At 72.0% G+C, this 21,638-nt stretch carries 20 protein-coding genes and 1 pseudogene; 3 read left to right on the plus strand and 18 right to left on the minus strand.

Translation table 11 applies throughout. The annotated features are described in order from the left end of the window. Window positions 1–44: 44 nt before the first annotated feature. A pseudogene (locus JW613_RS35540) lies at window positions 45–284 on the plus strand (type B 50S ribosomal protein L31); the annotation flags it as partial. 221 nt (window positions 285–505) lie between these two features. On the opposite strand, the gene JW613_RS01430 reads toward JW613_RS35540, so the two are convergent. Beyond that, on the minus strand, window positions 506–1,156 hold the full coding sequence (locus JW613_RS01430) for an NAD(P)-dependent oxidoreductase (RefSeq protein ID WP_209208838.1): 651 nt from the start codon (window positions 1,154–1,156) through the stop codon (window positions 506–508). A gap of 159 nt (window positions 1,157–1,315) precedes the next feature. Between JW613_RS01430 and JW613_RS01435 the strand changes: the two genes are divergently transcribed. Then, window positions 1,316–2,227 (plus strand): helix-turn-helix domain-containing protein, encoded by a 912-nt coding sequence (locus tag JW613_RS01435; RefSeq protein WP_209208839.1) that lies wholly within the window; start codon window positions 1,316–1,318, stop codon window positions 2,225–2,227. Between the two features lie 16 nt (window positions 2,228–2,243). On the opposite strand, the gene JW613_RS01440 is transcribed toward JW613_RS01435, so the two are convergent. Both JW613_RS01440 and JW613_RS01445 read right to left on the minus strand, forming a co-directional pair. Beyond that, window positions 2,244–4,766, minus strand: coding sequence for a glycoside hydrolase family 3 protein (locus tag JW613_RS01440; RefSeq protein ID WP_209208840.1), 2,523 nt, complete (start codon window positions 4,764–4,766; stop codon window positions 2,244–2,246). Window positions 4,767–4,821: 55 nt separating this feature from the next. Continuing rightward, entirely contained in the window at window positions 4,822–4,995 is a 174-nt protein-coding gene (locus JW613_RS01445) for a hypothetical protein (RefSeq protein ID WP_209208841.1), read from the minus strand. Between the two features lie 108 nt (window positions 4,996–5,103). Between JW613_RS01445 and JW613_RS01450 the strand changes: the two genes are divergently transcribed. Beyond that, window positions 5,104–6,105 carry a cation diffusion facilitator family transporter gene (locus JW613_RS01450; protein ID WP_209208842.1) on the plus strand — a complete coding sequence of 334 codons (1,002 nt, stop codon included), beginning with the start codon at window positions 5,104–5,106 and terminating at the stop codon, window positions 6,103–6,105. A gap of 232 nt (window positions 6,106–6,337) precedes the next feature. On the opposite strand, the gene JW613_RS01455 is transcribed toward JW613_RS01450, so the two are convergent. The 15 genes from JW613_RS01455 to JW613_RS01525 form a co-directional block, all read right to left on the minus strand. Then, window positions 6,338–7,600, minus strand: a complete 1,263-nt coding sequence (locus JW613_RS01455; protein ID WP_209208843.1) for a lytic transglycosylase domain-containing protein — start codon at window positions 7,598–7,600, stop codon at window positions 6,338–6,340. A gap of 71 nt (window positions 7,601–7,671) precedes the next feature. After that, complete coding sequence (locus JW613_RS01460; protein WP_209208844.1) at window positions 7,672–8,574, minus strand: hypothetical protein; 903 nt, start codon at window positions 8,572–8,574, stop codon at window positions 7,672–7,674. A gap of 20 nt (window positions 8,575–8,594) precedes the next feature. Further along, window positions 8,595–9,173, minus strand: coding sequence for an Rv1363c family protein (locus JW613_RS01465; RefSeq protein ID WP_209208845.1), 579 nt, complete (start codon window positions 9,171–9,173; stop codon window positions 8,595–8,597). 58 nt (window positions 9,174–9,231) lie between these two features. Continuing rightward, a complete protein-coding gene (locus JW613_RS01470) occupies window positions 9,232–9,822 on the minus strand; it encodes a hypothetical protein (protein ID WP_245224770.1) in 591 nt (196 codons plus the stop codon). A gap of 1 nt (window position 9,823) precedes the next feature. After that, the gene (locus tag JW613_RS01475) at window positions 9,824–10,420 is read right to left on the minus strand and encodes a hypothetical protein (RefSeq protein ID WP_245224772.1); all 597 of its coding nucleotides are present in this window, start codon (window positions 10,418–10,420) and stop codon (window positions 9,824–9,826) included. Beyond that, entirely contained in the window at window positions 10,417–11,658 is a 1,242-nt protein-coding gene (locus tag JW613_RS01480; RefSeq protein WP_209208846.1) for an MCE family protein, read from the minus strand. Before JW613_RS01480 ends, JW613_RS01475 begins: the two co-directional genes overlap by 4 nt. Then, window positions 11,658–12,839, minus strand: coding sequence for an MCE family protein (locus tag JW613_RS01485; RefSeq protein WP_209208847.1), 1,182 nt, complete (start codon window positions 12,837–12,839; stop codon window positions 11,658–11,660). Before JW613_RS01485 ends, JW613_RS01480 begins: the two co-directional genes overlap by 1 nt. Further along, window positions 12,836–14,026: an MCE family protein gene (locus tag JW613_RS01490; protein WP_209208848.1), complete on the minus strand. Its 1,191-nt coding sequence runs from the start codon at window positions 14,024–14,026 to the stop codon at window positions 12,836–12,838. Before JW613_RS01490 ends, JW613_RS01485 begins: the two co-directional genes overlap by 4 nt. Next, window positions 14,023–15,072, minus strand: coding sequence for an MCE family protein (locus JW613_RS01495; protein WP_209208849.1), 1,050 nt, complete (start codon window positions 15,070–15,072; stop codon window positions 14,023–14,025). The genes JW613_RS01490 and JW613_RS01495 overlap by 4 nt, the downstream gene beginning before the upstream one ends. Further along, on the minus strand, window positions 15,069–16,100 hold the full coding sequence (locus JW613_RS01500) for an MCE family protein (RefSeq protein ID WP_209208850.1): 1,032 nt from the start codon (window positions 16,098–16,100) through the stop codon (window positions 15,069–15,071). Before JW613_RS01500 ends, JW613_RS01495 begins: the two co-directional genes overlap by 4 nt. Further along, a complete protein-coding gene (locus JW613_RS01505) occupies window positions 16,097–17,371 on the minus strand; it encodes an MCE family protein (protein WP_209208851.1) in 1,275 nt (424 codons plus the stop codon). Before JW613_RS01505 ends, JW613_RS01500 begins: the two co-directional genes overlap by 4 nt. Continuing rightward, window positions 17,368–18,192 (minus strand): MlaE family ABC transporter permease, encoded by an 825-nt coding sequence (locus JW613_RS01510; RefSeq protein ID WP_209208852.1) that lies wholly within the window; start codon window positions 18,190–18,192, stop codon window positions 17,368–17,370. Before JW613_RS01510 ends, JW613_RS01505 begins: the two co-directional genes overlap by 4 nt. Window positions 18,193–18,195: 3 nt before the next feature. Beyond that, window positions 18,196–19,050, minus strand: coding sequence for an MlaE family ABC transporter permease (locus JW613_RS01515; protein WP_209208853.1), 855 nt, complete (start codon window positions 19,048–19,050; stop codon window positions 18,196–18,198). After that, entirely contained in the window at window positions 19,047–20,075 is a 1,029-nt protein-coding gene (locus JW613_RS01520) for an ABC transporter ATP-binding protein (protein ID WP_245224774.1), read from the minus strand. Before JW613_RS01520 ends, JW613_RS01515 begins: the two co-directional genes overlap by 4 nt. Before the next feature lie 40 nt (window positions 20,076–20,115). Further along, window positions 20,116–21,633: a DUF6801 domain-containing protein gene (locus JW613_RS01525; RefSeq protein WP_209208854.1), complete on the minus strand. Its 1,518-nt coding sequence runs from the start codon at window positions 21,631–21,633 to the stop codon at window positions 20,116–20,118. Window positions 21,634–21,638: the final 5 nt, after the last annotated feature.

Genomic DNA, 21,638 nt, shown 5'->3' on the forward strand with positions numbered 1-21,638 from the left:
GTAACCTGGATGGGGCGCCCTGTACGCGGGGGAAGGAGCGACTTGTGAAGTCTGATACTCACCCCGACTACCGCGAGGTGGTCTTCCGTGACCGGGCGGCCGGTTACGCGTTTCTGACGCGTTCGACGGCCACCAGCGACACCACGATCCAATGGGACGACGGGCGGACATATCCGGTCGTCGATGTGGAGATCTCCTCCGAGAGTCACCCGTTCTACACCGGAAAGGCCCGAGTCGTGGACTCCGAGGGCCAGATCGCCAAGTTCCGCCAACGCTACGAGGGGACGTCGCCGGACGAGATCCTGCACTCCGCCCCGGCGAGCGAGCCCACCCCCGAGGACCTGGTCCTCGCCTCCGGCCGCGATCTGTCGGAGGAGAATCTGCAGTGGGCCCGCGAGCGCCTGGCGGCGGAAGGCCGGGCAGCGATGGACCGGCGGTTGCCGTGAGCCGGACGTGAGTGCCCCTTGAGAGGGGCACCCGAGGCGTCGGCACCCACGCTGCGGGCTCAGTAGCCCACGGTGAACCGCTCCCGTACGTGCCGGGGGTGCTCGATCTCGTCGAGTACGGCGACGGCGTAGTCCTCCATCGAGATCCGGCTCTCGCCGTTCTCGTCCACGACCAGGTCGTCCTTGCCGACCCGGTAGGTGCCGGAGCGGTCACCCGGCTCGATGGTGGCCGCGGGGCTGATGTTGGTCCAGCGCACGTCCTCGACACCGCGCAGGTAGTCGAGGGCCTGACCGTGCGCGTGCATGATCTGCAGGATCGCGTCGGGCAGCCCCTCGGTGTCCCACACCCGGGAGCCGTCCGGCCTGCGCAGCGACCCGGCACCGCCCACGAACACCAGTGACGGCGCTCCGGCCCCGAGCGCCCGCAATCCGGTGACCAGCGACTCGGCGGCGGGCTTGATGGTGGCCAGATGCCCCGGGCCGTCCTTGGCCCCGACCGCGCTGACGACGACGTCCGCGTTCCCGGCGACGGCCGCGACGGACTCCGGGGACAGCACATCGCCGGTGGTGACCGTGACGGCCTCGCGCGAGGCCACGAACCTGCCGGTGTCCCGCACCACCGCGACCACCTGGTGGCCGCGGTCCAGCGCCTCGCGGACGATCCTGCTGCCGATGTTGCCGTTGGCCCCGAAAACGGCGATGTTCGCCATGGTGGTACTCCTGTTGCGTGGTGCGGACGAGGGCGGGGGACGGACGCCGAACGGGTGGCGACTTCGGCCACGATTCCCGCCGGTTCCTCCTGCCGGAAGGACGACACCTCGAACGTAACCGGGCGGCGACCGCCCCGCGAGGTAAGGTCACGACCAGCCATGGTGAGAACCGGACACTTCGCCGCAGCCGCGTCCGCCGCCATCCCGGAACTGCCGTACGCCCCGCCGCCGGGCGTCGCGACCACGGGGCTGGAGGTGATGACGCTGTCCGAGTTGCGCGACCGCGCGGCGCGCAGCGGCCAGCGGCTGGCGGACCCGCAGCGGCCCGGCTTCCACCAGCTGTTCGCCGTCGAGTCGGGACGGCTGCGCCAGTCCGTCGACTTCACCGCGCACACCACCCCGCCCGGCGGATGGCTGTGGGTGCGGCCCGGTCAGGTGCAGCAGTACGACGACCTGGGCGACAGCGAGGGCACGCTGGTCCTCTTCCGCCCCACCTTCCCCGACCCGGCGACAGCCGCGACCGTGGGCCTGGACGAGGCGTCCGGCGCGGTGGCCCGCCACCCGTACGACGAGAACGCCCGCGCCGTCCGGATCGCCCTGGACCATCTGCGCTTCGAGTTCGCCGCCGACCGCCGTGACCAGGCGCCGGGCGCGCACACGGAGGTGCTGCGGCATCTGCTGGCGGTCCTGCTGCTGCGGCTGGTACGGCTGACGGGGGCGGACGGTCAGGACCCGGAGGCGGTCACCGGCTCGGACACCTTCCGCCGGTTCCGCGCCGCCGTGGAGAAGGACTTCACGCGCACCCGCCGCGTCGCCGACTACGCCCACGCCCTCGGCTACTCGCCCCGCACCCTCTCCCGGGCCACCCGCGCGGCGGTCGGGCTGGGCGCCAAGGAGTTCGTGGACCGCCGCGTCGTTCTGGAGGCCAAGCGGCTGCTGGCGCACACCGACCGCTCCGCGGCCCGGATCGCCACGGCGCTCGGCTTCGCCGACGCCACCAACTTCGCCAAGTTCTTCCATCAGCGGTCGGGCACCACGCCGGGTGCCTTCCGCGCGTCCGTCCGCGGCTGAAGCGGGGCGCGTCCGGTCACCCCCACAGCGGCAGCTCGGCGGTCAGCCGGATGTCGGCGGCGCTGCGCCCCACGGCGAACCGGTGCGGGCCCGGGCAGCGGCGCCAGACCAGATGGGTGTCGTCCCAGGTCTGGACGGCGCGCAGCGGGACTTCGAGCCTGGCTTCGGCCAGGTCCCCGGCCGCGGCCCGCACCACGGCGAAGGCCGCCAGCCGGCAGTCCGCCCCCTCGGGGCCGAGGTAGAGCTGGACGACCTCGCGGCCGGCGCGGGGACCGCTGTTGCGGACGCGGACGGTGACCTGGGCGACCGGCCCGTACGGGTCGTCACCGTCGGCGCCGTCCAGCGCGGTGATGTTCAAGGACTCGTACTCCCACCGGGTGTAGCCGAGTCCGTGCCCGAACCAGTAGGCGGGCTCGGGGCCCGCCGCCCGCCGCCAGGCGCGGTAGCCGATGTAGGGGCCTTCGACGTACGGGAGCCGGCCGTCACCGTCGGGGACGACCTGGCGCACCGGCAGGTCGTCCTCGGCGGACGGCCAGGTCGTCGGCAGCCGCCCGCCCGGTTCGGCGGCGCCCAGCAGCACATCGGCGAGGGCTTCGCCACCGGCCTCGCCCGGGAACCAGCACAGCAGGACGGCGGCCACCTCCTGGTGCCAGGGCATCAGCACGGGCGCGCCCGCGTTGACCACGACCACGGTGCGGGGATTGACCCGGGCGACGCGTGCCACCAGTTCGTCCTGGCGGCCCGGCAGGGCCAGACTCTCCCGGTCGACGCCTTCACTCTCGGACTCGTCGGTGGTTCCGACGAACACCACCGCGCAGTCCGCCTCGGCCGCCGCGCGCACCGCCCGTTCGGTCAGCTCCTGTTCGGACACGGCGGGCGCGCCGTGTCCGAGTTCGAAGGAGACCAGCCCGAACAGGCCACCGACGCCGTGGGCGGGGACGGAGTGCAGCAGCCGGACGGGCAGCGGTTTGTCCGCCTCCGCGTCGAGCAGAAAGGTGCGCTGGGGCGGGTTGAGGAACGCGGCGGCCGGGTCGTCGCTGTCGGCCTGCAGTTCCGCGTCGTACAGCACCCGGTCGCCCGCCTCCAGCCGGAAGTGCCCCACTCCGCGGACCGCGAGCCGGTGGGTACCGCTCTCGCGCGGGGTGAACTCGCCGACCAGCTCCACGCGGCCCAGATCGGCGAAGGAGACGCCGCCGGGCAACGTGCCCATCCACCGCACGCTGCCGTCCCGCTGCTCCGCACGGGCGAGCTCGACGTCGTCCAGACCGTGCAGGACGGCGGTCAGCCGGAAGCCGGCGGCTTCGGTGGCGGGCGCCAGCCGGGAGCGGGGGTCGGGACCCGGCTCGTAGGACACCTCGATGCCGGGCGGAAGCGCCTCCCGCAGGGCGTCCAGCGGGGTGCCGACCCGTTCGGGGAAGACCTGCGAGCTGCCTCCGCCGCCGAACCGCGGTGCGCAGGCGTGCAGTCCGCTGACGGCGATCCGGCGCACGGCGTCGCCGGAGGGCTCCGCGCCGCCCCCGACGTCGAGCGGGAGCACGGGGCTGCCCGCGTACTCGTTGCGCAGCAGGACGAAGGAGCGGGTGGCCAGGTCGCGTACGGCAGCGGCCCCGTCGAGCGGGGCGGGAAGCGCGGTGGCGGGCACGGCGGGCGGCGCGCCGTCCAGGACGCCGACGCGGGCGGCGAGCAGCAGTACCCTGCGGGCCTGCACATCCACCGTCTCCGCGGCCACCCGGCCCTCGCGGACGGCGGCGACCAGGTGCTCCCCGTAGACGGTGTCCGGTCCCGGCATGGCCAGATCGAGGCCGCCGCGTACGCAGCCGAGGGTGGAGCGGGCGCCCGTCCAGTCGGAGACCAGTGCTCCGTCGAACCCCCATTCGCCGCGCAGCACTCCGTTGTTGAGCACGTCGTGCTCACTCATCGTCACGCCGTTGACGCTGTTGTAGGCGGCCATCAGCAGCCAGGGGCGCGCGGTGCGCACGATGCGTTCGAAGGGTTCGAGGTACAGCTCGCGCAGGGTGCGGCCGTCGACGCGTACATCCACGGTGTAGCGATCGGTCTCCGCGTCGTTGGCCACATAGTGCTTGGGTGTCGCGGCCACGCCGCCCTGCTGGAGGGCCGCGACCAGGGCGGCACCCAGGACCCCGGTCAGCTGCGGGTCCTCGGAGTACGCCTCGAAGTGCCGCCCGCTGTAGGGGGTGCGGTGCAGATTGACGGTGGGGGCCAGCACGGCGTGCGCGCCCTTGCGGCGGGCCTCCTGGGCGAGCAGCAGTCCGGCGGTGCGGGCCGCCGCCGTATCCCAGGTGGCGCCGATCGCGGTGGGGGACGGCAGCGCGAGGCTGGGGTCCTCGGGCGACCAGTTCTCGCCGCGCACCCCGGCCGGACCGTCCGAGAGGACGAGCCTGCCGAAACCGGCCGCCGAGCGGGCGTCCTCGGGGCCGACCGACCACATGTCCGTGCCCCCGAGCAGCGCCGCCTTCGCCGGGAGGTCCAGCTCGGCGAGCGCGGCCTCGACGGCGGCTTCCTGGGAGCTACGGTCCATATCCGACTCTCACTGCTCATATCGCTCATATCGATCACCGGCTGCGGCCAGCTTCTCAGATCCGGCGCACCACCACCCTGGGAAAGCGGACGAAGTCCTCACGATGCAGGAGCGCCGTGCAGCCGCGGTCACCCGGCGCGCCAAGTCGGCCACCGGCTACCCCACCGACAACGGAAATCATGAAGAATGCGCAGGTCAGAGCGGTGTTATCGGTTTTGACAACGGTCACCGGTGCAGCCTTTGCACCCCCGGGGTGCGGTGGGTTTCACTGCACTCAGCCCGACACCGAGGGGGCGGCGGCCGCCGGTCGCCGAGGGTCACCGATGGGGAGGACCGGATGAGCGCGGCAGACGCACACGGACACGGCCACGCCGGACACACGCACGGGGTCTCGGCCGGAGCCGACCGCCGCTGGCTGTCGATGGCACTCGCGTTGATCAGCGTGTTCATCGTCGTCGAGACGGCCATCGCGGTGCTGGCGGGCTCCCTCGCGCTGCTGTCCGACGCGGCGCACATGCTCACCGACGCCATCTCGATCGTCCTCGCGCTGGTCGCGATGCGGCTGTCGACGCGGCCCGCACGCGGCGGCTACACCTTCGGCCTCAAGCGCGCCGAGATCCTCTCGGCGCACGCGAACGGACTCACCCTGATCCTGGCCGCCGGCTGGCTCGGCTACGAGGCCGTACGCAGACTGCTCGACCCGCCCGAGGTCACGGGCTGGATGGTGGTGGCCACGGCGCTGGTGGGCATCGTGGTGAACCTCCTGGCCACCTGGTGCCTGTCGAAGGCGAACCGCTCCTCGCTCAATGTGGAGGGCGCCTACCAGCACATCCTCAACGATCTCTTCGCCTTCATCGGTACCGCGGTGGCCGGCTTCGTCGTCCTGGTCACCGGCTACGCCCGCGCCGACGCCATCGCCACACTGGTCGTCGTGGGCCTGATGCTGAAGGCGGGTTACGGCCTGCTGCGCGACTCGGGCCGCATCTTCCTGGAGGCGGCGCCGGTCGGGCTCGACCCGGACGAGGTGGGCGACGAGCTGGCCGCCGCCGAGTCCGTGACCGAGGTCCACGATCTGCACATCTGGACGATCACCTCGGGCGAACCCGCGCTGTCGGCGCACGTACTGGTGGAGCCGGGCGGCGACTGCCACCGGGTGCGGCGCGATCTGGACCGCATGCTGGCCGAGCGGCACGGCCTGACCCACACCACCCTCCAGATCGACCACGCGGACCGGCTGCCGCCCATGCCGGCCGGTGCCCACGCGCTCACCAGCGTCTCGGCGGGTCACTGCCCAACCTCGCACGGCCCGGTGCACCACGACGGACCGCACGAGCACTGACGCCACCGCCGACGCCTCGCCGCACCGGAAGCGGGCAGAGGGGCCGTTCGGCCCTGCTGGGCGGGGCCGGGGTGGGGCACTCTGAAGGCAGTCCCCGGGCGTCTCCCCGCCAGGCGCCCGGGCCTGCGCCACCGCTGGGCAGCCGCCCGCGGCCTGTGGGGGGTCCGCGGGCGGCATCAGCGGCCCGGCTCCCGTGTCCGCTCACGACAGCGGCGACCAGAGCCGGGTGCCGTCACCTCAGGTCCGTGTCCCGCTCGCACGGGCCGTCGCTTCCGGTGGGGCTCGGCGTGGGCGTCGGCGACTCGGCGCCGGTCGGACCGGGGGACGGCGAGCCGGTGTCGTCCGGGCAGTCGGGGGGAGTGCTGGGGCCGCCCGGACCACCGGAGCCGTCCTCGTCCGGGGAACCGGAGCCGGTGGGGCGGGGACCCGGCCGTTCCGGGCCCGATGTGGCACCGCCGTTGCCCGTGCCCGGGGAGCCGGGGCCGGGCCCACTCCGGCCGTCCCCGGCCCTGCCGTCCTTGCCGCCCTTCCTCTCCTTGTTCCCGTCGTTCGCCCTGTTCCCGTTGTTCGCCTCGTTGCCCTTGTTGCCCTTGCTGCCGGCGCCCGGGCTGCTGGGCAGCACTCCCGCGCCGTCTGGAACGATGTGGGTGCCCTCGCGGTAGAAGGCGAACCACGCCAGGACGGTGCGCACATAGGCGGTCGAGCGGTTGTAGCTGAGGATCGCCGCGCGCAACTGGGCGGCGCTGGTCAGATCCCGGTCCCCGGCGCACAGATAGCGGCCGGCGGCGAGCGCGGCGTCGTGGATGTTGTGCGGGTCCTCACGGCCGTCGCCGTTGCCGTCGGCGCCCCAGCCGCGCCAGGTCGTGGGGATGAACTGCATGGGTCCGACCGCCCGGTCGAACTCGCCGTCCCCGTCCCAGGCGCCGCCGTCGGAGTCCTCGATACGGGCGAATCCGTTGCCGTCCAGGACCGGGCCCAGGATCGGGCGGCGCGTGGTGCCGTCCGCCCGTACGTCGCCGCCGCGCGCCTGCCCCGACTCCACCTTGCCCAGCGCGGCCAGCAGTTCCCAGCGCAGCCCGCAGCCGGGGTCGGTGGCCCGCACCACCCGCTCGGCGTTCCGGTAGGCGCGCAGCACGGTGGCGGGAATGCCGGAGTGGGCCTTGGCCCGGGCGCTCGCGGCCCGGTCGGGCCCGGTGCCGTCGACGCCGTCGAGGGGCGGGAGTTCGACGTGGTACGAGCCGTCGTCGGCACCGGCCGGGTACGGAGGACCGGTGCGGGCCGGATTCCACGGCTTGCGGGCGTCCTTCGGGCCGACCGCGCCAGGAGCCTGGGAGGCGGTCAGCGCGGCGACGGCCAGCGCGGCGAGCGCGGTGCCCGCGGTGCGCCGGCGCAGCCGGACCCGCCTGGTGCCGGCGGGGCGCGCGGGGCCGCGCCGGGCACCGGCAGCGGTGTGGCTGCCGCGTCGGCGGGCGCCGGTCCCGTCCTGCTGCGTCATCTGCTTCTCCTCCCGGTCGTACCCGGCCCACGCCGGACGGCGGACGGCTGTGGGCCCGAGCGCGGGTCGTCTCAGCTGAGGGTGTCGATGGCGGCGATCCGCCAGGCGCCGTCCTTGCGTACGGCGTTGACGGCGAGCATGGCGCCCGCGTAGGTGGCGTTGTCGTCCTTGGCCTGCTCGCCCCCGCCGCCCTTGTCCTTGGCGCCGCCGTTGTCCTTGGTACCGCTCTTGTCCTTGGCGCCGTCCTCGCCCTTGGCGTTCGCCGCGGTGCGGGCGCTGTGCTGGTCGGCGAAGAGGAGCACCCGGGCCCGGTCGCCCTCCAGCGTGGTGACCGCGCTGTCGGTGACCGTCGTCGTCAGTACGAGTTTCTGTCCGCTGTCCTGCGCGCGTACTCGGGCGAGGAGTGCGCGGTGCTGTTCGACAGCGCGTCCGGTCAGCAGTCGGCGCGCGGCGCGTTCGTTTTTCTCCGGCTCGGCGTGGTCGTAGGAGAAGAGCGCGTTGACCGCACTGGTGACCTCGCCCTTGACCTCGCTGGTGCGGGCCGCGTCGGCGAGCGCGGTGTTGCGCGCCGACGCGGTGTCCCGCAGCGACTGGGCCTCGGTCGCCGCCCAGCCGGTGAAGCCGCCGCAGGCGAGGGTGAGGACGGCGCAGAGGGCCGGCAGCCGACGCGGCAGCCGGATCAGCCGGCCGAGTCGTCCGAGCCGGCCGACGGCCCTGGAGGGAGACTTCCGGTCGGGCTTCGAGCCGCGCTTCGAGCCGGGCTTCGGAGCGGCCTTGCGGTCCGGCTTCGGAGCGGCCTTGCGGTCCGGCTTCGGAGCGGCCTTGCGGTCCGGCTTCGGAGCGGCCTTGCGGTCCGGCCCGGTCGCGGTGGTGCCGGTCCGTACGGGGGTCGCGGCAGTGGAGCGCGCCGTTCCGGGGGCGGGTCGAGCGGCGAGGCGGCGTCGGCGGTTGACGAGGTGGCGGGTGGTCGACATGGGTTCCTCCGGCTCTCCGGTCAGTCGCGCTCGTCCGGCTCGGTGGCGGTGTAGCCCACCGGCACCTGTTCGAGGGCGCTGAGCTTCCACCCCTCGCCGGTGCGGGTGAGTTCACCGCGCATCCGGGTCTGCTTGGTCGCCGGCTTCTCCTTGGGGGCCTTCACCGTGGTCCGCACGGCGATCAGCATTCCGGCCCGGCCGGCGCGTTCGTCCAGCTCCGCCACGGCGCTGGAGAGGATGCGGGCCGAGGTGACGGTCCTGGCCCGACGGATCTGCTTCTCGAACTGCTCCCTGCCCTTGCGCAGTTGGTCGCGCAGATCGCCGGTCGTCGACTCCTCCCAGGAGTCCAGTCCGCTGTCCAGCTCGCGGTGGTCGAGGGTGTTGAGGTTCTGCACCGCCTGCTCCCCCGCCGCGCGTACCTCGTCCCGGGTCGCGGCGTAACCGAGCGTGTCGTCGTGTGCGGCGCCGTACCAGGAGAAACCGGCCCAGGCCGCGCAGCACAGCGCCACCACCGCCAGGGCCACGGCCACCGCCCGTACCGGGCCACCCGCCGGGGACCACCGCGTCCGCCGGCTCTCCGTCCGTGTCGCCTCTCCCACGTCTCGCCTCTCTCGTCTTCTTCTTCGCTCTTCCGCTGCCGCGCCGCTCCGCGCCGTCTCACCGTGCGGTGAGGGCGACGATCCGCCAGTCGCCGTTCTGCCGTCGGGCGGTGACGGAGAGCTGGGCGGCGGCGCGCGCCGGTTCGCGGCCCGCCCGGTAGGTGGTCTGGTCGAGGAAGGCCAGCAGGTGGGCGCGGTCTTCGTGCAGCCGGGTCACCCCCACGCCGACCACGCGGGTGGCGAGCGTCAGCTTCTGCTTCCGCGCCCGCTCTTCGACCTGGCCGAACAGCGCCTCGTACTGCCGTTCCGCCTTGCCCGCAAGCAGTTCGTCGGCGGCCTGTTCGGTCCCGGCGAGCCCCTCGGGGGTGTACGAGAAGATCCGGGCGAGCGCGTCCTGCACCTCACCGGAGACCCTGCTGGTCGCCGCCCGGTCGGTGAGGGCCGCGTTCCCGGCCGCCGTACTGCCGGTCAACTGCCCGGCGCGCACCAGGAATCCGCTTCCGGCCGCGAGTGCCGGCACCAGGACCGCCACCGCGCACCAGCGGGCGCGCCGTCCCTCCAGCGCGGCCGACAGCCGCGCGGCGACGGACAGCAAGGGCGGTCTCCGTCCCGGGCGTCGCCGCTCCAGCATGGCGCGTGGCCCTCGCATCTCAGCCCTCCTTCCCCACCGGTACCGGCGCGAGCGAGGTGAGTTTCCAGCCGTCGTCCGTCCGCTCCAGCCCGGCCTCCATGCGTTTGCGGTCCGTGGCCGGGGCGCCGGCGCGGGTGGTGGTCTCGATCCGCAAGGTGGCGATCAGGGTGGCGGTGCCCGCTGTGTCGTCCAGGCTGGTGAGTGCCGCGTCGGTGACCTTTGCGCGGGCGCTGCTGCCCCGCTCGCGCAGGGCCTTCGCGCTCTTCTTCTCCGTACGGCGCAGCTCGTCGCTCAGCGGCCCGGTGGCGGTCGCACGCCACTCGCGCAGCCCGGCGGGGATGTGTGCGGCATCGATGGAGTTGAGCGTGGCCAGGTGTGCACGGCCCGCCGCCAGAGCCTCGTCGCGGGCGCGGGAGTAGGCCAGGTCGTCGTCGGAGTACGCCGTCCAGTACAGCCAGCCGGAGAACGCGCAGAACAGCAGCGCCGCCGCCAGCAGCGCGGCGAGCCAGACCCCGCCGCTCGCGGTGGGCGCGGCCGGTCGGGCCGCTTCCTCGTCGGCGTCCGTGTCGCTGTGTGCGGGCGCGGCGGTCTCCTGCCCGTCGACCTCGGTGGTCATCGGCCCTCCTTGAGCCCGAGCAGTCCGGCCATGCTGTGCGGACCCGCCTCGTCGGGTCTGCCGGGTGGTGCGGAGGCCGCGGTCGCGCCGGCGCCGAACGCTCCGGGGCGGGCGGGCGGCGGCAGCGGTCCGCCGCCGGGTGCGTTGGCGGAGCCGCGGACGTTCTTGCCGCTGGAGGGCGGCGACGCGCAGCGCGCGCGGTCGTTGAAGGACGCTGGCTCTCCGGTCTCCAGCCCGCCCCGGTAGCGGGTTGCGCCGTATCCGTCCGTGCAGGGCAGCGGGTCGAAGAAGGTGAGGGCCATACCGAGGGTGGCGCCCTTGCGGGTGATGGCCGTGGAGCCGGCGGCGGCCACGCGGGGCAGCTTGACGAGAAGTTCCTCGACGCCGCGTACCCGGGTGACGGCCAGCTCGGAGGTGGTGGTGAGGTTGGCGAGCAGTACGCTGAGGCCGGGATCGAGGTCGCGCAGCAGCCCGGTGACCTGAGTGGCGGCGCCAGGTGTGTTGGCGATCAGGCGGCGCAGGTCGGGGTCGGACTTCTTGAGCTGCTCCAGCAGTTCCTTGGTGCCCTTGGCGAAGTCCCGCAGCGCCTGGCCCTCCTCGCGCTGGGTGCGCAGTACGGTCTGCGCGTCGACGATGAGCCCGGTGGTCTCGGGCGCCGCGGCGTCGGCGGCGTCCAGGAACTCGCTTCCGGTGTCGAGCAGCACCTCCAGATCGTCGCCGCGCCCCTCGAAGGTGGCGCCCAGTTCGTCGACGACGGTGCGCAGCGAGCCGCGCGGCAGACTGGCGACCAGGTTGTCCACGCTGGCCAGCACCTCGGTGGGCGGCGCGGGCAGATCGGTGTCCACCTGCCGGATGACGGAGCCCTGGCGCAGGAAGGGGCCCCGGCCGGTGTCCGGCCGCAGGTCGATGTACTGCTCCCCGACGGCGGAGAGGTTGGCGACGTGGGCCTTGAGGTCGCTGGGGATGCGCGGCGCCGATTTCTTGATCTTCAGCTCGGCGGACACCCCGCTGTCGGTCAGGTCCAGGGCGCCGACGCGGCCGACGGACACTCCTCGGTAGGTGACGTTGGCGTGCTCGTACAGGCCGCCGGTGCGGGCGAGTTCGACGCGTACGGTGTAGTAGTCGCGGATGCCGACATAGCGGCCGACGTCGGCGTACCGCACCCCGATGACACCGAGGACGACGGCGGCGAGGGCCAGGAAGGCGATGTTCTTGAGGACGACCGCGCGGGTCAGCATCAGCGCTCATCCCCGGCGCCGGGCGTGGAGGTGACCGCGGGCAGCGGAAGGGCCGCGGTGCCGGAGGTGCCGGAGGCGCCGGGGTCCTCGGGGATCGGCTCCTCCCGCAGCGGCGGGGTCAATGTGGTGCCGGGCGGGGCCGCCACGTTCAGATAGAGATTGAGGTAGTCGCCCTTGACGCCGCGCAGCACCTCGTCGGTGAACGGGTAGGTGAACAGTACCTGGAGCGAGTCGGGCAGGTCCTGGCCGGAGTCGGCGAGGGCCCGCAGCGTGGGGGCGAGGGCCTTGAGGTCGGCCACGATGTCCTCCTTGCTGCGGTCGACGGTGTCGACGGCCACCCCGGAGAGCGTGTCGAGGGCGCGCAGCATCGTCATCAGCCGGCCCCGCTGGTCCTCCAGCGTGGTGAGGCCCGGGCTCACGTCGGTGAGGACGGTGCTGATGCTCTTCTTGCGCGCTGCGAGGGTCGCCGAGAGCCGGTTGACGCCGTCCAGCGCCCGGGTGATGTCGCCCTTGTGCCGGTCGAGGCTGCCGACCAGCTTCTCGACGCGGCCGAGCACCGATCTGACCTCCTCCTCGTTCCCGTCGAGGGCCTTGTTCAGCTCGGTGGTGATGGTCTTGAGCTGGCTGACACCGCCGCCGTTGAGCAGCATCGACAGCGCGCCGAGGACTTCTTCGACCTCCGGGTTGCGGTTGGTGCGGGAGAGCGGGATGTGGGTGTCGCGCCCCGGCCGGTGCGCGGCCTGCCGTACCTGCCCGGTGGCCTTGCCCTTCGGTGGGGCGAGGATCTGCACATACTTCTCGCCCAGCAGGCTGGACTGCTCGATCCGGGCGTAGGGCCGCTCGGGGAGCCGCACCTCGCCGTTGACCCGCATGGTGACCTTGGCCGTCCAGCCCTTCCTGGTGAGGGAGATCTTGGTGATCTTGCCGACGGTGACGTCGTTGACCTTCACGGCGGACTGCGGGACGAGGCTGAGCACATCGCCGAACTCGGCGGTCACCTCGTAGGGGTTCTCGCCCAGGTCGGCACCGCCGGGCAGCGGCAGGTCCTGGAGGCCGGTGAACCGCGGCAGGTCGACGCCGCCGCCCAGCAGGGCGAGGCCGAGTGCGACGGTGACGCCTGCCGCAGTGACGCCGGTGCCGATCCGCGCGGCCCGGGAGCGGGGCCTGCCCAGCGGGCTCATCGGTCCGCCTCCTTCGCGGGGGCGTCCCGCCGCCCGCCGTCGGCGCCCTCGGGGGTGCCGTAGACGGTGCCGACCGGCGGTAGCGGCACGGCGGGCAGCGCCTTGCGCTCCCGGGGGGTGACGGGCACCAGTCCGGCCGTGCCCGCGGAGGCGGCGCCCGGTGCGGGGGTGAGGGGGCCGCCCATGCTGAGCTCGTTGATGTTGCCGCGGTTGTCCAGGGTGCCCTGGCCCGGGTTGTAGGCCCGCAGAAAGTTGTCGGCGGCCAGCGGTGCGGTGTCCAGGGCCTCGGCGAGGGAGGCGCGCTGGTCGACGAGGGTCCGGGTGATCGGGGCGAGCTTCTTGACGTTCTTCTTGAGGGCACCGCGGTTGTCCTCGATGAACTTCTTCACCTTGCCGAGTGCGGTGCCCAGTTGGGAGAGGGCCTTGGCGAGGTTCTCCTTGTCCTCGGCGAGGAAGGTGGTGACGTCGCTCAGCTGCCGTTCCGCCGTGCGGACCCGCTTGTCGTTGCGTTTGAGCATGGCGGTGAAGGAGCGCAGCTGACCGACGGTCGTGAACAGGTCTCCGCTGTTGCCGTCGAGGGTCTTGGCCGCCTTGCCGAACTCCTCGACGGATTTGCCGAGCGCCTTGCCGTTGCCGTCCAGGTTGGCCGCTCCGACATCCAGAAGGTCGGAGAGCGCCCCTTGGGAGTTGGCGCCCTCGGGGCCGAGCGCGTCGCTGAGTTCGGTGATGCTCGCGTACAGCTGGTCGACCTCCATCGGTACGGAGTTGCGGCCGGAGGGCAGGACGGCGGAGTCGGCGAGCCGGGGGCCCTTGGTGTAGGCGGGGGTGAGCTGGACATAGCGGTCGGAGACGAGGCTGGGGGCGATGACGACGGCGCGGGCGTCGGCCGGGACCTTGACGTCCGCGTCGATGAGGAGGGTGACCTCCACCTTCTTCCCGTGCGGCTCGACGGCCTCGACCCGGCCGACGCGTACGCCCAGCACTCGAAGGTCGGAGCCCTCGTAGACGCCGACGGCCCGGTCGAACCAGGCGGTGACACGGGTGCCGTCCGAGCCGTCGAGTACGGCCGCTCCCCCGGCGCCGGCCCCGATCAGCAGCGTGAGCACCATGCCCAGGACGAGGGTGCGCCGGCGGAGGGGAGTGCGTCGGCGGAAGGGGGCACGGGCGCCGGTGGTGGCTGCTTTCATCGGCTCTTCCCTCCCGGTTTCGGCGGTCGGCAGTCGTCCTCGGGCGGGGTGCCCGGCGGCAGATACCGTTTGGGCACCAGGCCGCACAGATAGCTGTCGAACCAGCGGCCGTTGCCGAGGGTGTTGCCGATGAGCCGGTAGTAGGGGCCCGCGACCTGCAGCGCGGCGTCGAGCCGTTCGCGGTTCTTCAGCAGCACGTCGGTGACCCGGTCCAGGGCGTGCAGGGTGGGGCCGAGCTGCTTGTTGTTGTCGTCCACCAGACCGGTCAGTTCCCTGCCGAGATCGCGGGTGCCGGTGAACAGCCGGTGGATGGCGCCGCGGCGGGCGCGGACCTCGGCGAGCAGCAGATTGCCGTCGCGCAGCAGCGCGGTGATGTCCGTGCGCCGCTCTTCGAGGGTGCGGGTGAGTTTCTTGCTGCCGCGCAGCAGTCGGGCCAGTTCGGTGTCGCGGGAGGAGATCGTGCGGGAGAGCGCGGAGAGCCCCTTGGCGGCACCGCGGACATCGGCGGGGGTGTTGCGGAAGGTGTCGGAGACGGCCTGGAAACTCTTGGCCAGCTTCTCGGAGTCGATCTCCTCGAAGGTGCGGCCCAGCCCGGTGAACGCCTGGGTCACGTCGTACGGGGAGGTGGTGCGGCTGGTGGGGATATGACGGTCGGGGTTCTGGGGGCCGGTGCCGAGCGGATCGAGGGCGAGGAACTTCTCGCCGAGCAGGGTGCGGATGCTGATGGCAGCACGACTGGCGTTGCCGACCCAGGTGTCCTTGACCTTGAAGGCCACCTCGACCTTGGCGCCGTCGAGCGCCACCTGAAGGACCTCGCCGACCTTGACGCCCGCGACCCGCACCTCGTTGCCCTCGCGCAGCCCGGCCGCCTCGGTGAACTCGGCGGTGTAGGTGGTGCCGCCGCCGATGAGCGGCAGATCGTCGGCGCGGTAGACGGCCGTGCCCAACAGCGCGAGGAGCACCACCCCGACCAGGCAGACGGCGATCGGGTTGCGCTCCGCCATCGGCTTCAGACGCGGCACCCGGAGTCTTGTGCGCCCGCTCATGACCGGCACCTCGGCTGGGTGATGGTGATACCGGTGGGTGGTTCGCTGCCGTCCGACATGGTCAGCCCGCTCGTTTCGGCCTCGCACAGATAGGTGTTGAACCAGGAGCCGTAGGAGGCGAGCCGGCCCAGCGTCCGCATCTTCTTCGGCGAGGTGCGCAGGAACTTCTCGAACTGGGGCGTGCCCTTGTCCAGTTGGCGGGAGAGCCTGCCCAGCTCGCGGATGTCCTTCTTGAGCGGTGCCCGGCCGTCCTCCAGCAACCCCGCGGTGGTGGTGGCCAGCCCGCCCATGGCGGTGACGGCCTCGCCCAGTGGTTTGCGGTCGTCGGCGAAACCGGAGACCAGGTCGCGCAGGCTGGTGATCAGCTCGTTGAAGCCCTCCTCCCTGGCGTTGACCGTCTCCAGCACGGAGTTGAGGTTCTTGATCAGCGAGCCGATGACCTTGTCCTTGCCGGCGAGGGTGCTGGTCAGGGAGCTGATGTGGCCCACCAGCGAGGTGACGGTGCCGCCCTCGCCCTGCAGGACGCTGATGATCTCCCCGGCGAGCTGGTTGGTGTCCTTGGGCGAGAGTCCCTCGAAGAGCGGCTTGAAGCCGTTGAAGAGCTGGGTGAGATCGAGCGCCGGCGTGGTGCGGCCGAGCGGGATGGTGCCGCCGACGGACAGGGTGCGCCCGACGGGCCCGCTGCCGCGTCTGAGCTCCACATAGCGCTGGCCGACCATGTTGAGGTACTTCACCGAGGCGTGGGTGGACGCGGGCAGGGCGCGGCCCTTCTCGACGGAGAACCGCACCTCGGCGACGCGCCGGTCGACGACATCGATCTCCTCGACCTTGCCGACCCGCACTCCGGCGATCCGTACGCTGTCGCCCTCCACCAGGCCCGTCACATCGCTGAACCGGGCCCGGTAGCTGTCGGTCCCGCCGACCCCGGTGTTGGAGATGCTCAACGCGAGCACTGCGGTGGCCAGGGACGTCGTCACGATGAAGAGCAGCGACTTGACCAGCGGCCCGGCGAGAGAGGCGCGTTTCACTTGAGTCTCACCTCCGTGCCGCGCAGGGTCGGCCCGACCAGGACGCTGCTCCAGTCGGGCAGCTTCTCGGACCGCTTCGTCGACGGCGCGAGCAATTCGTTGATCAGCTGGTTCTCCTGCGGCGAGTTGGGCATCCCGGTGCCGCCCCGGGCATCGGCGATGGTGGCGCCCTTGGCTGCGGCCCCCTTGGCGTCCTTCTCGGCCGCCGTGCCACCGGCGGGGCCGAGATAGGGGACGGAGTAGCAGCGCGGACCCCTCGGCCCGCCGCCGTAGGCGGGGGTGTCCTTGCCCGGCAGATAGGCGCCGCGGGAGCGGGTGACCTTCAGATCGACGTGGAGTCCCGGCTGGTCGGTGCCCTTGCCGAGCGCCTTGTCCATGACGGGGACGAAGGTGGCCAGGGTGCGCAGGGTGCAGGGGAAGGACGGGGACTGGGCGGCCATCACGCGCAGGGTGGGCCGGGCGGCGTCGGCGAGCCGGATGATGTTGTGGCGGTTCTGCCGCAGGAATCCGGTCACCTCGCGGGCCGTACCGGTGGCCGTGTCGTAGGCGGTGGCCAGATCGTCGGCCTTCTCGGCGAGGGTGCTGCTGGTGGTGGCGAAGTCGGAGAGCGCGGTCAGCACATCGGGCGCGGTGTCGGCGTACAGGTGGCTGACCTTCACCAGCTCCTTGATGTCCCGGTTGAGGGCCGGCAACCGGGGGTTGAGCTTGGCCAGATAGGCGTCCAGTGCGGCGAGGTTTTCACCGAGCTTCGCCCCGCGGCCCTCCAGGGCCTGGGCGACGGCGGTGAGGGTGGCCGAGAGCTTCTGCGGCTGCACGGCGGTGAGGGTGGGCAGCAGATGGTCCAGTACCTGCTCCAGTTCGATGGCGTTGCGGCTGCGGTCCTGCGGGATGGTGGCACCGGCCCGGATCGGCCGTGGTGAAGGGTTCTTGGGCGGGACCAGAGCGACATAGCGCTGCCCGAAGACGGTGGTGGGCAGCATCTGGGCGCGTACGTCGGCGGGGATGTGTGCGAGCTTGTCGGGCTGGAGCGCGACCCGCAGCCGGGCGCCCTTGCCGTCCGAGGTGATCTCGCGTACCTGGCCGACGACGACGCCGCGCAGCTTCACATCGGTGTTGACGTGCATCTCGTGGCCGGCCTGGGAGGTCCGCACGGTGATCTCGGCCGCGTCGGTGAACTGCTTGTCGTAGACGGCGACCGACAGCCAGATCAGCAGCGCCGGTACGAGCAGCAGGACGACCCCTGCCGGTCTGCGGCGCAGCGCGGCGCTCATCCGGCCACCTTCACGGTGGTGGTGGCACCCCACAGGGCGAGGCTGAGGAAGAAGTCGGTGACGCTGATGAGCACGATCGCGTTGCGTACCGAGCGGCCCACGGCGATGCCGACGCCCGCGGGCCCGCCGGTGGCGCGGTAGCCGTAGTAGCAGTGGGTGAGGATCACCATGACGCTGAAGACGAAGACCTTCAGGAAGGACAGCAGGACGTCGGTGGGTGACAGGAACAGCGCGAAGTAGTGGTCGTAGGTGCCTGCCGACTGGTCGTTGTAGAAGACGGTGATGAACCGGGAGGACAGATACGAGCTGAGCAGTCCGATGCCGTAGAGGGGGATGATGCCGATGACGCCGGCGATGATCCGGGTGGTGACGAGGTAGGGCATGGAGCGGATGCCCATGCTGTCGAGGGCGTCGATCTCCTCGTTGATGCGCATGGCGCCCAGCTGCGCGGTGAAACCCGCCCCCAGGGTGGCGGACAGCGCGAGGCCCGCGACCAGCGGGGCGATCTCGCGGGTGTTGAAGTAGGCGGAGATGAAGCCGGTGAAGGCCTCGGTGCCGATCTGGTTGAGCGCGGCGTACCCCTGGAGGCCGACGACGGTACCGGTGAAGAGGGTCATCGCGGTCATGACGCCGACGGTGCCGCCGATGACACCCAGCCCACCGCTGCCGAACGTCACCTGGGCGAGCAGCCGCTGGACCTCGCGCAGATACCGCAGCAGGGTCTTGGGCGTCCACAGCAGCGCGCGGACGTAGAAGAGCAGTTGGTCGCCGGGTTTGTCGAGCCAGCCCAGGAGGCGGTCGGCGGCGGGGAGGCGGGCCATGGCTCAGGCCCCCTTCGGCGGTACGAGCTGGAGGTAGATGCCGGTGAGGACCATGTTGACGAAGAACAGCAGGAGGAAGGTGATGACGACGGACTGGTTGACGGCGTCCCCGACGCCCTTGGGGCCGCCGCGCGGGTTGAGCCCCCGGTAGGAGGCGACGATCCCGGCGATGAAGCCGAAGATGAGCGCCTTGATCTCGCTGATGTAGAGGTCGGGCAGTTGTGCGAGCGCGGAAAAACTGGCGAGGTAGGCGCCCGGAGTGCCGTCCTGGAGCACGACGTTGAAGAAATAGCCGCCCAGGGTGCCGACGACCGAGACCATGCCGTTGAGGAGGACGGCCACACACACGGTTGCCAGTACCCGGGGCACCACCAGCCGCTGGATGGGTGAGACCCCCATGACCTCCATGGCGTCCAGCTCTTCGCGGATGGTGCGCGACCCCAGGTCCGCGCAGATCGCCGAGCCGGCGGCGCCGGAGATCAGCAGGGCGACGATCAGCGGGCTGGCCTGCTGGATGTTGACGAGCACACTGGCGGCGCCGGTGAAGGACTGGGCGCTGATCTGGCTGGCCAGCGAGCCGACCTGGAGGGCGATGACGGCGCCGAACGGGATGGAGACCAGCGCGGCGGGCAGAATGGTGACGCTGGCGATGAACCAGAACTGCTCGACGAACTCACGGAACTGGAAGGGCCGCCGGAAGATCGCGCGCAGCACGGTGAGCGCCAGGATGAACAGCTTGCCGGGCTCCCGCAGGAAGCCCAGGCCCGGCAGGGGCGTCCTGGCGGCGGGCTCAGCCGGCTGAGCCGGCTCCTCGGGTCTGCCGCCCGTGGGCGGCGGAGTGTGCTCGGTCGCTGTCATGGCCGCTCCTGGGAGCGCTGCCGCACGGTGCTGGTGCGCTGGGGCAGGGGTGCGAGGTTCTGCGGGAGATCGGCCTCGATGGCGCGGCGCGCCGCGGGCGGCAGCTCGTCGAGCATGTTCACGACCCGCTCCCTACGGCGCCGGACGGCCTGCCGCTCGGGCAGTCCGGGGGTGGGTTCGAGCTGCGGGACCAGTCGGCGGGTCACGGCGTTGAGCGGGCCGAGCGCCGCCGAGTCGGCCTCCCGGGCGAGGGTGGCGGCGTCCTTCTCCTCGGACATCCCGATCGGTCCGGTGCGGCTGCCGCTGAGGAACTGGGCGACAACGGGTTCCTCGCTGGTCAGCAGCACCTCCCGGGGCCCGAAGGTGACCAGGTGGCGGCGGAAGAGCATCCCCATGTTGTCGGGGACGGTCGCGGCGATGTCGAGATTGTGGGTGACGATCAGCATCGTCGCGTCGATCTGCGCGTTCAGGTCGATCAGCAGCTGCGAGGTGTAGGCGGTACGGACCGGGTCGAGGCCGGAGTCCGGCTCGTCGCACAGGATGATCTGCGGGTCGAGCACCAGGGCCCTGGCGAGTCCGGCACGCTTGCGCATGCCGCCGGATATCTCGCCGGGCAGCTTCTCCTCGTCGCCGACCAGCCCCACCATCTCCAGCCGCTCCATGACGATCCGGCGGATCTCGGATTCCTTCTTCCTGGTGTGCTCGCGCAGCGGGAAGGCGATGTTGTCGAAGAGGTTCATGGAGCCGAACAGCGCGCCGTCCTGGAACATCAGCCCGAAGGTTTTGCGCGCCTCGTAGATGTCGCGCTCGCGGCTGCGCACCATGTCGACGCCGTCCACCAGCACGCTGCCCCGCTCGGGTTTGACCAGCCCGATCAGCGACTTGAGGAAGACGGTCTTGCCGGTGCCGGAAGGACCCAGCATGACGCTGACCTCACCGGCGGGCAGCGTGAGCGTGATGTCCTGCCAGATGTTCTTGCTGCCGAAGGACTTGGTGAGCCCGCTGACCGCTACTTCGATACCCATGCGGGTGCCCCCTCCTCCCGGCGCCCTGTTGTCCGCGGCGTCACTTCGGCAGCTCCGGAACCTTGGGCGGGGCGATGCACCCCAGGTTGTTGGGCCGCATCAGGCAGGGCGCTCCCTGGACGAGCTTGAGGTAGTTGCCGCCGCCGGAGATGCTCGCGGTGAAGAGCGGGTCGAGGTCCTCGCCGCCGGTTCCGCAGCCGGTGAAGGGCGGGATGGTGTACTTCGCCCGCAGGATGCCGCCCTTGAGCACCTCGTACTCCGGCTGCACCCCCTTGAGAACGAGCTCGATGGGCCGGGAGGTGCGGCAGTTGGGACCGACGTCCAGCGGTACGCCGTTGACCGTCACCTCGTGCATCCGCAGGGTCTGGTCCATATGGATGGTCGCGTAGTTCGGCGCGGAGGACCCCCGCTGCACGGTGACGATGGTCATCGGTGAACTGGTGAACTCGATCTTGGCGGTGACCGGCATGAAGTCGAAATCGAGGAAGGTCGCGGTGGCGTCCGGCAGATCCAGCTCCCCCAGGTGACGCAGCTGGTTGTAGCCGGGGCCCACCGCCCACTCCTTCTGGATGAGCAGATTCGCCGTGGTGGCGCCGTCCCGGGGGTCGTTGATGACCATGCCGCCCTTGAGCTTGAGCACATTGGAGACAGCCACCGGTACGGCACACCAATGGATTCCTCCGATCGGACTCACCCGCACGGGAATGCCGGGTGGCGGCTCCGGCAGCTTCGAGCGGTCCAGCTCGCTCGTGGGCCGCTCCTTGTTGCACGGCTTCGCGGGCGGCAGCTCGGCGGCACCGACGTCGATGTCCGCGTCCCGCCGGGCGGCCTCCTCCTCGTCGTCGGGCCGCTCACCGGACTTCGACGGGCCGGGCGTGCGGGAGGGTGTCGCCGACTCCGAGGCACCGGGTCCGTCGTCCGCGCCACCGATCCGCACCGTGGCCAGTCGCAGCTCCTGCCCGTCGGCGGGCCGGCACTCGACCGCGACGGGGGCCGGAGCGGGCAGCGTGGTGGGCTCCTCGGCGGGCGGGACCTCGGGGGTGAGATCGAGCGCGAGCGGGCCGGCCGTGAAGGTGAGCTCCCCTTCGTCGGCGACCGTGACGGGCGGTACCTCACCGCGATGGGAGAGGGAGAGGTCTCCGCTCCCGGGCACCGGCGTGGCGGGAGACTTCAACCCGTCCCAGCGTGCGTCGGCCCGGCTGTCCGCCTGCGCCACCCGCACCGTGAGCGCGGCCTCGGAGGTGACGGACTCGGTGCGCTCGGGCAGCAGTTCGGCCAGCTGCTGGTGCGGGATGTCGACCTCGGCGGAGACCCGGCCGATCCTGACGGGCTCGCCGGAGGCGGCGGCCCTGGGGAACCTGCCGGACACCTCGGCCTCCACCCGCCACGTGACCGACCCGGTGCCGGTGGGGGACGCGCAGTCGTAGGCGACGGCGAGCCGGGCCTGCTGTTCCTGCGCCTGGGACCCGGCGCCGGGCAGTACTCCGGCCACCAGTGCGAGCACGCCCACGGCGGAGCCCCGCGCGGTGCGCCGGCGGGTTGTCGCGCTGGGTTTCACTGTGC

This window comes from Streptomyces smyrnaeus (genome assembly GCF_017676345.1).
GTDB lineage: Bacteria > Actinomycetota > Actinomycetes > Streptomycetales > Streptomycetaceae > Streptomyces > Streptomyces smyrnaeus.

What these genes read in the sequence shown, in the direction of transcription:
- JW613_RS01470 (WP_245224770.1), bottom strand. Translation starts at nt 9,822, where the DNA reads ATGCGAGGGCCACGCGCCATGCTGGAGCGGCGACGCCCGGGACGGAGA.
- JW613_RS01440 (WP_209208840.1), bottom strand. Translation starts at nt 4,766, where the DNA reads ATGGACCGTAGCTCCCAGGAAGCCGCCGTCGAGGCCGCGCTCGCCGAG.
- JW613_RS01520 (WP_245224774.1), bottom strand. Translation starts at nt 20,075, where the DNA reads ATGGGTATCGAAGTAGCGGTCAGCGGGCTCACCAAGTCCTTCGGCAGC.
- JW613_RS01505 (WP_209208851.1), bottom strand. Translation starts at nt 17,371, where the DNA reads ATGAGCGCCGCGCTGCGCCGCAGACCGGCAGGGGTCGTCCTGCTGCTC.
- JW613_RS01485 (WP_209208847.1), bottom strand. Translation starts at nt 12,839, where the DNA reads ATGAGCCCGCTGGGCAGGCCCCGCTCCCGGGCCGCGCGGATCGGCACC.
- JW613_RS01430 (WP_209208838.1), bottom strand. Translation starts at nt 1,156, where the DNA reads ATGGCGAACATCGCCGTTTTCGGGGCCAACGGCAACATCGGCAGCAGG.
- JW613_RS01515 (WP_209208853.1), bottom strand. Translation starts at nt 19,050, where the DNA reads ATGACAGCGACCGAGCACACTCCGCCGCCCACGGGCGGCAGACCCGAG.
- JW613_RS01455 (WP_209208843.1), bottom strand. Translation starts at nt 7,600, where the DNA reads ATGACGCAGCAGGACGGGACCGGCGCCCGCCGACGCGGCAGCCACACC.
- JW613_RS01450 (WP_209208842.1), top strand. Translation starts at nt 5,104, where the DNA reads ATGAGCGCGGCAGACGCACACGGACACGGCCACGCCGGACACACGCAC.
- JW613_RS01435 (WP_209208839.1), top strand. Translation starts at nt 1,316, where the DNA reads ATGGTGAGAACCGGACACTTCGCCGCAGCCGCGTCCGCCGCCATCCCG.
- JW613_RS01480 (WP_209208846.1), bottom strand. Translation starts at nt 11,658, where the DNA reads ATGCTGACCCGCGCGGTCGTCCTCAAGAACATCGCCTTCCTGGCCCTC.
- JW613_RS01475 (WP_245224772.1), bottom strand. Translation starts at nt 10,420, where the DNA reads ATGACCACCGAGGTCGACGGGCAGGAGACCGCCGCGCCCGCACACAGC.
- JW613_RS01490 (WP_209208848.1), bottom strand. Translation starts at nt 14,026, where the DNA reads ATGAAAGCAGCCACCACCGGCGCCCGTGCCCCCTTCCGCCGACGCACT.
- JW613_RS01510 (WP_209208852.1), bottom strand. Translation starts at nt 18,192, where the DNA reads ATGGCCCGCCTCCCCGCCGCCGACCGCCTCCTGGGCTGGCTCGACAAA.
- JW613_RS01460 (WP_209208844.1), bottom strand. Translation starts at nt 8,574, where the DNA reads ATGTCGACCACCCGCCACCTCGTCAACCGCCGACGCCGCCTCGCCGCT.
- JW613_RS01495 (WP_209208849.1), bottom strand. Translation starts at nt 15,072, where the DNA reads ATGAGCGGGCGCACAAGACTCCGGGTGCCGCGTCTGAAGCCGATGGCG.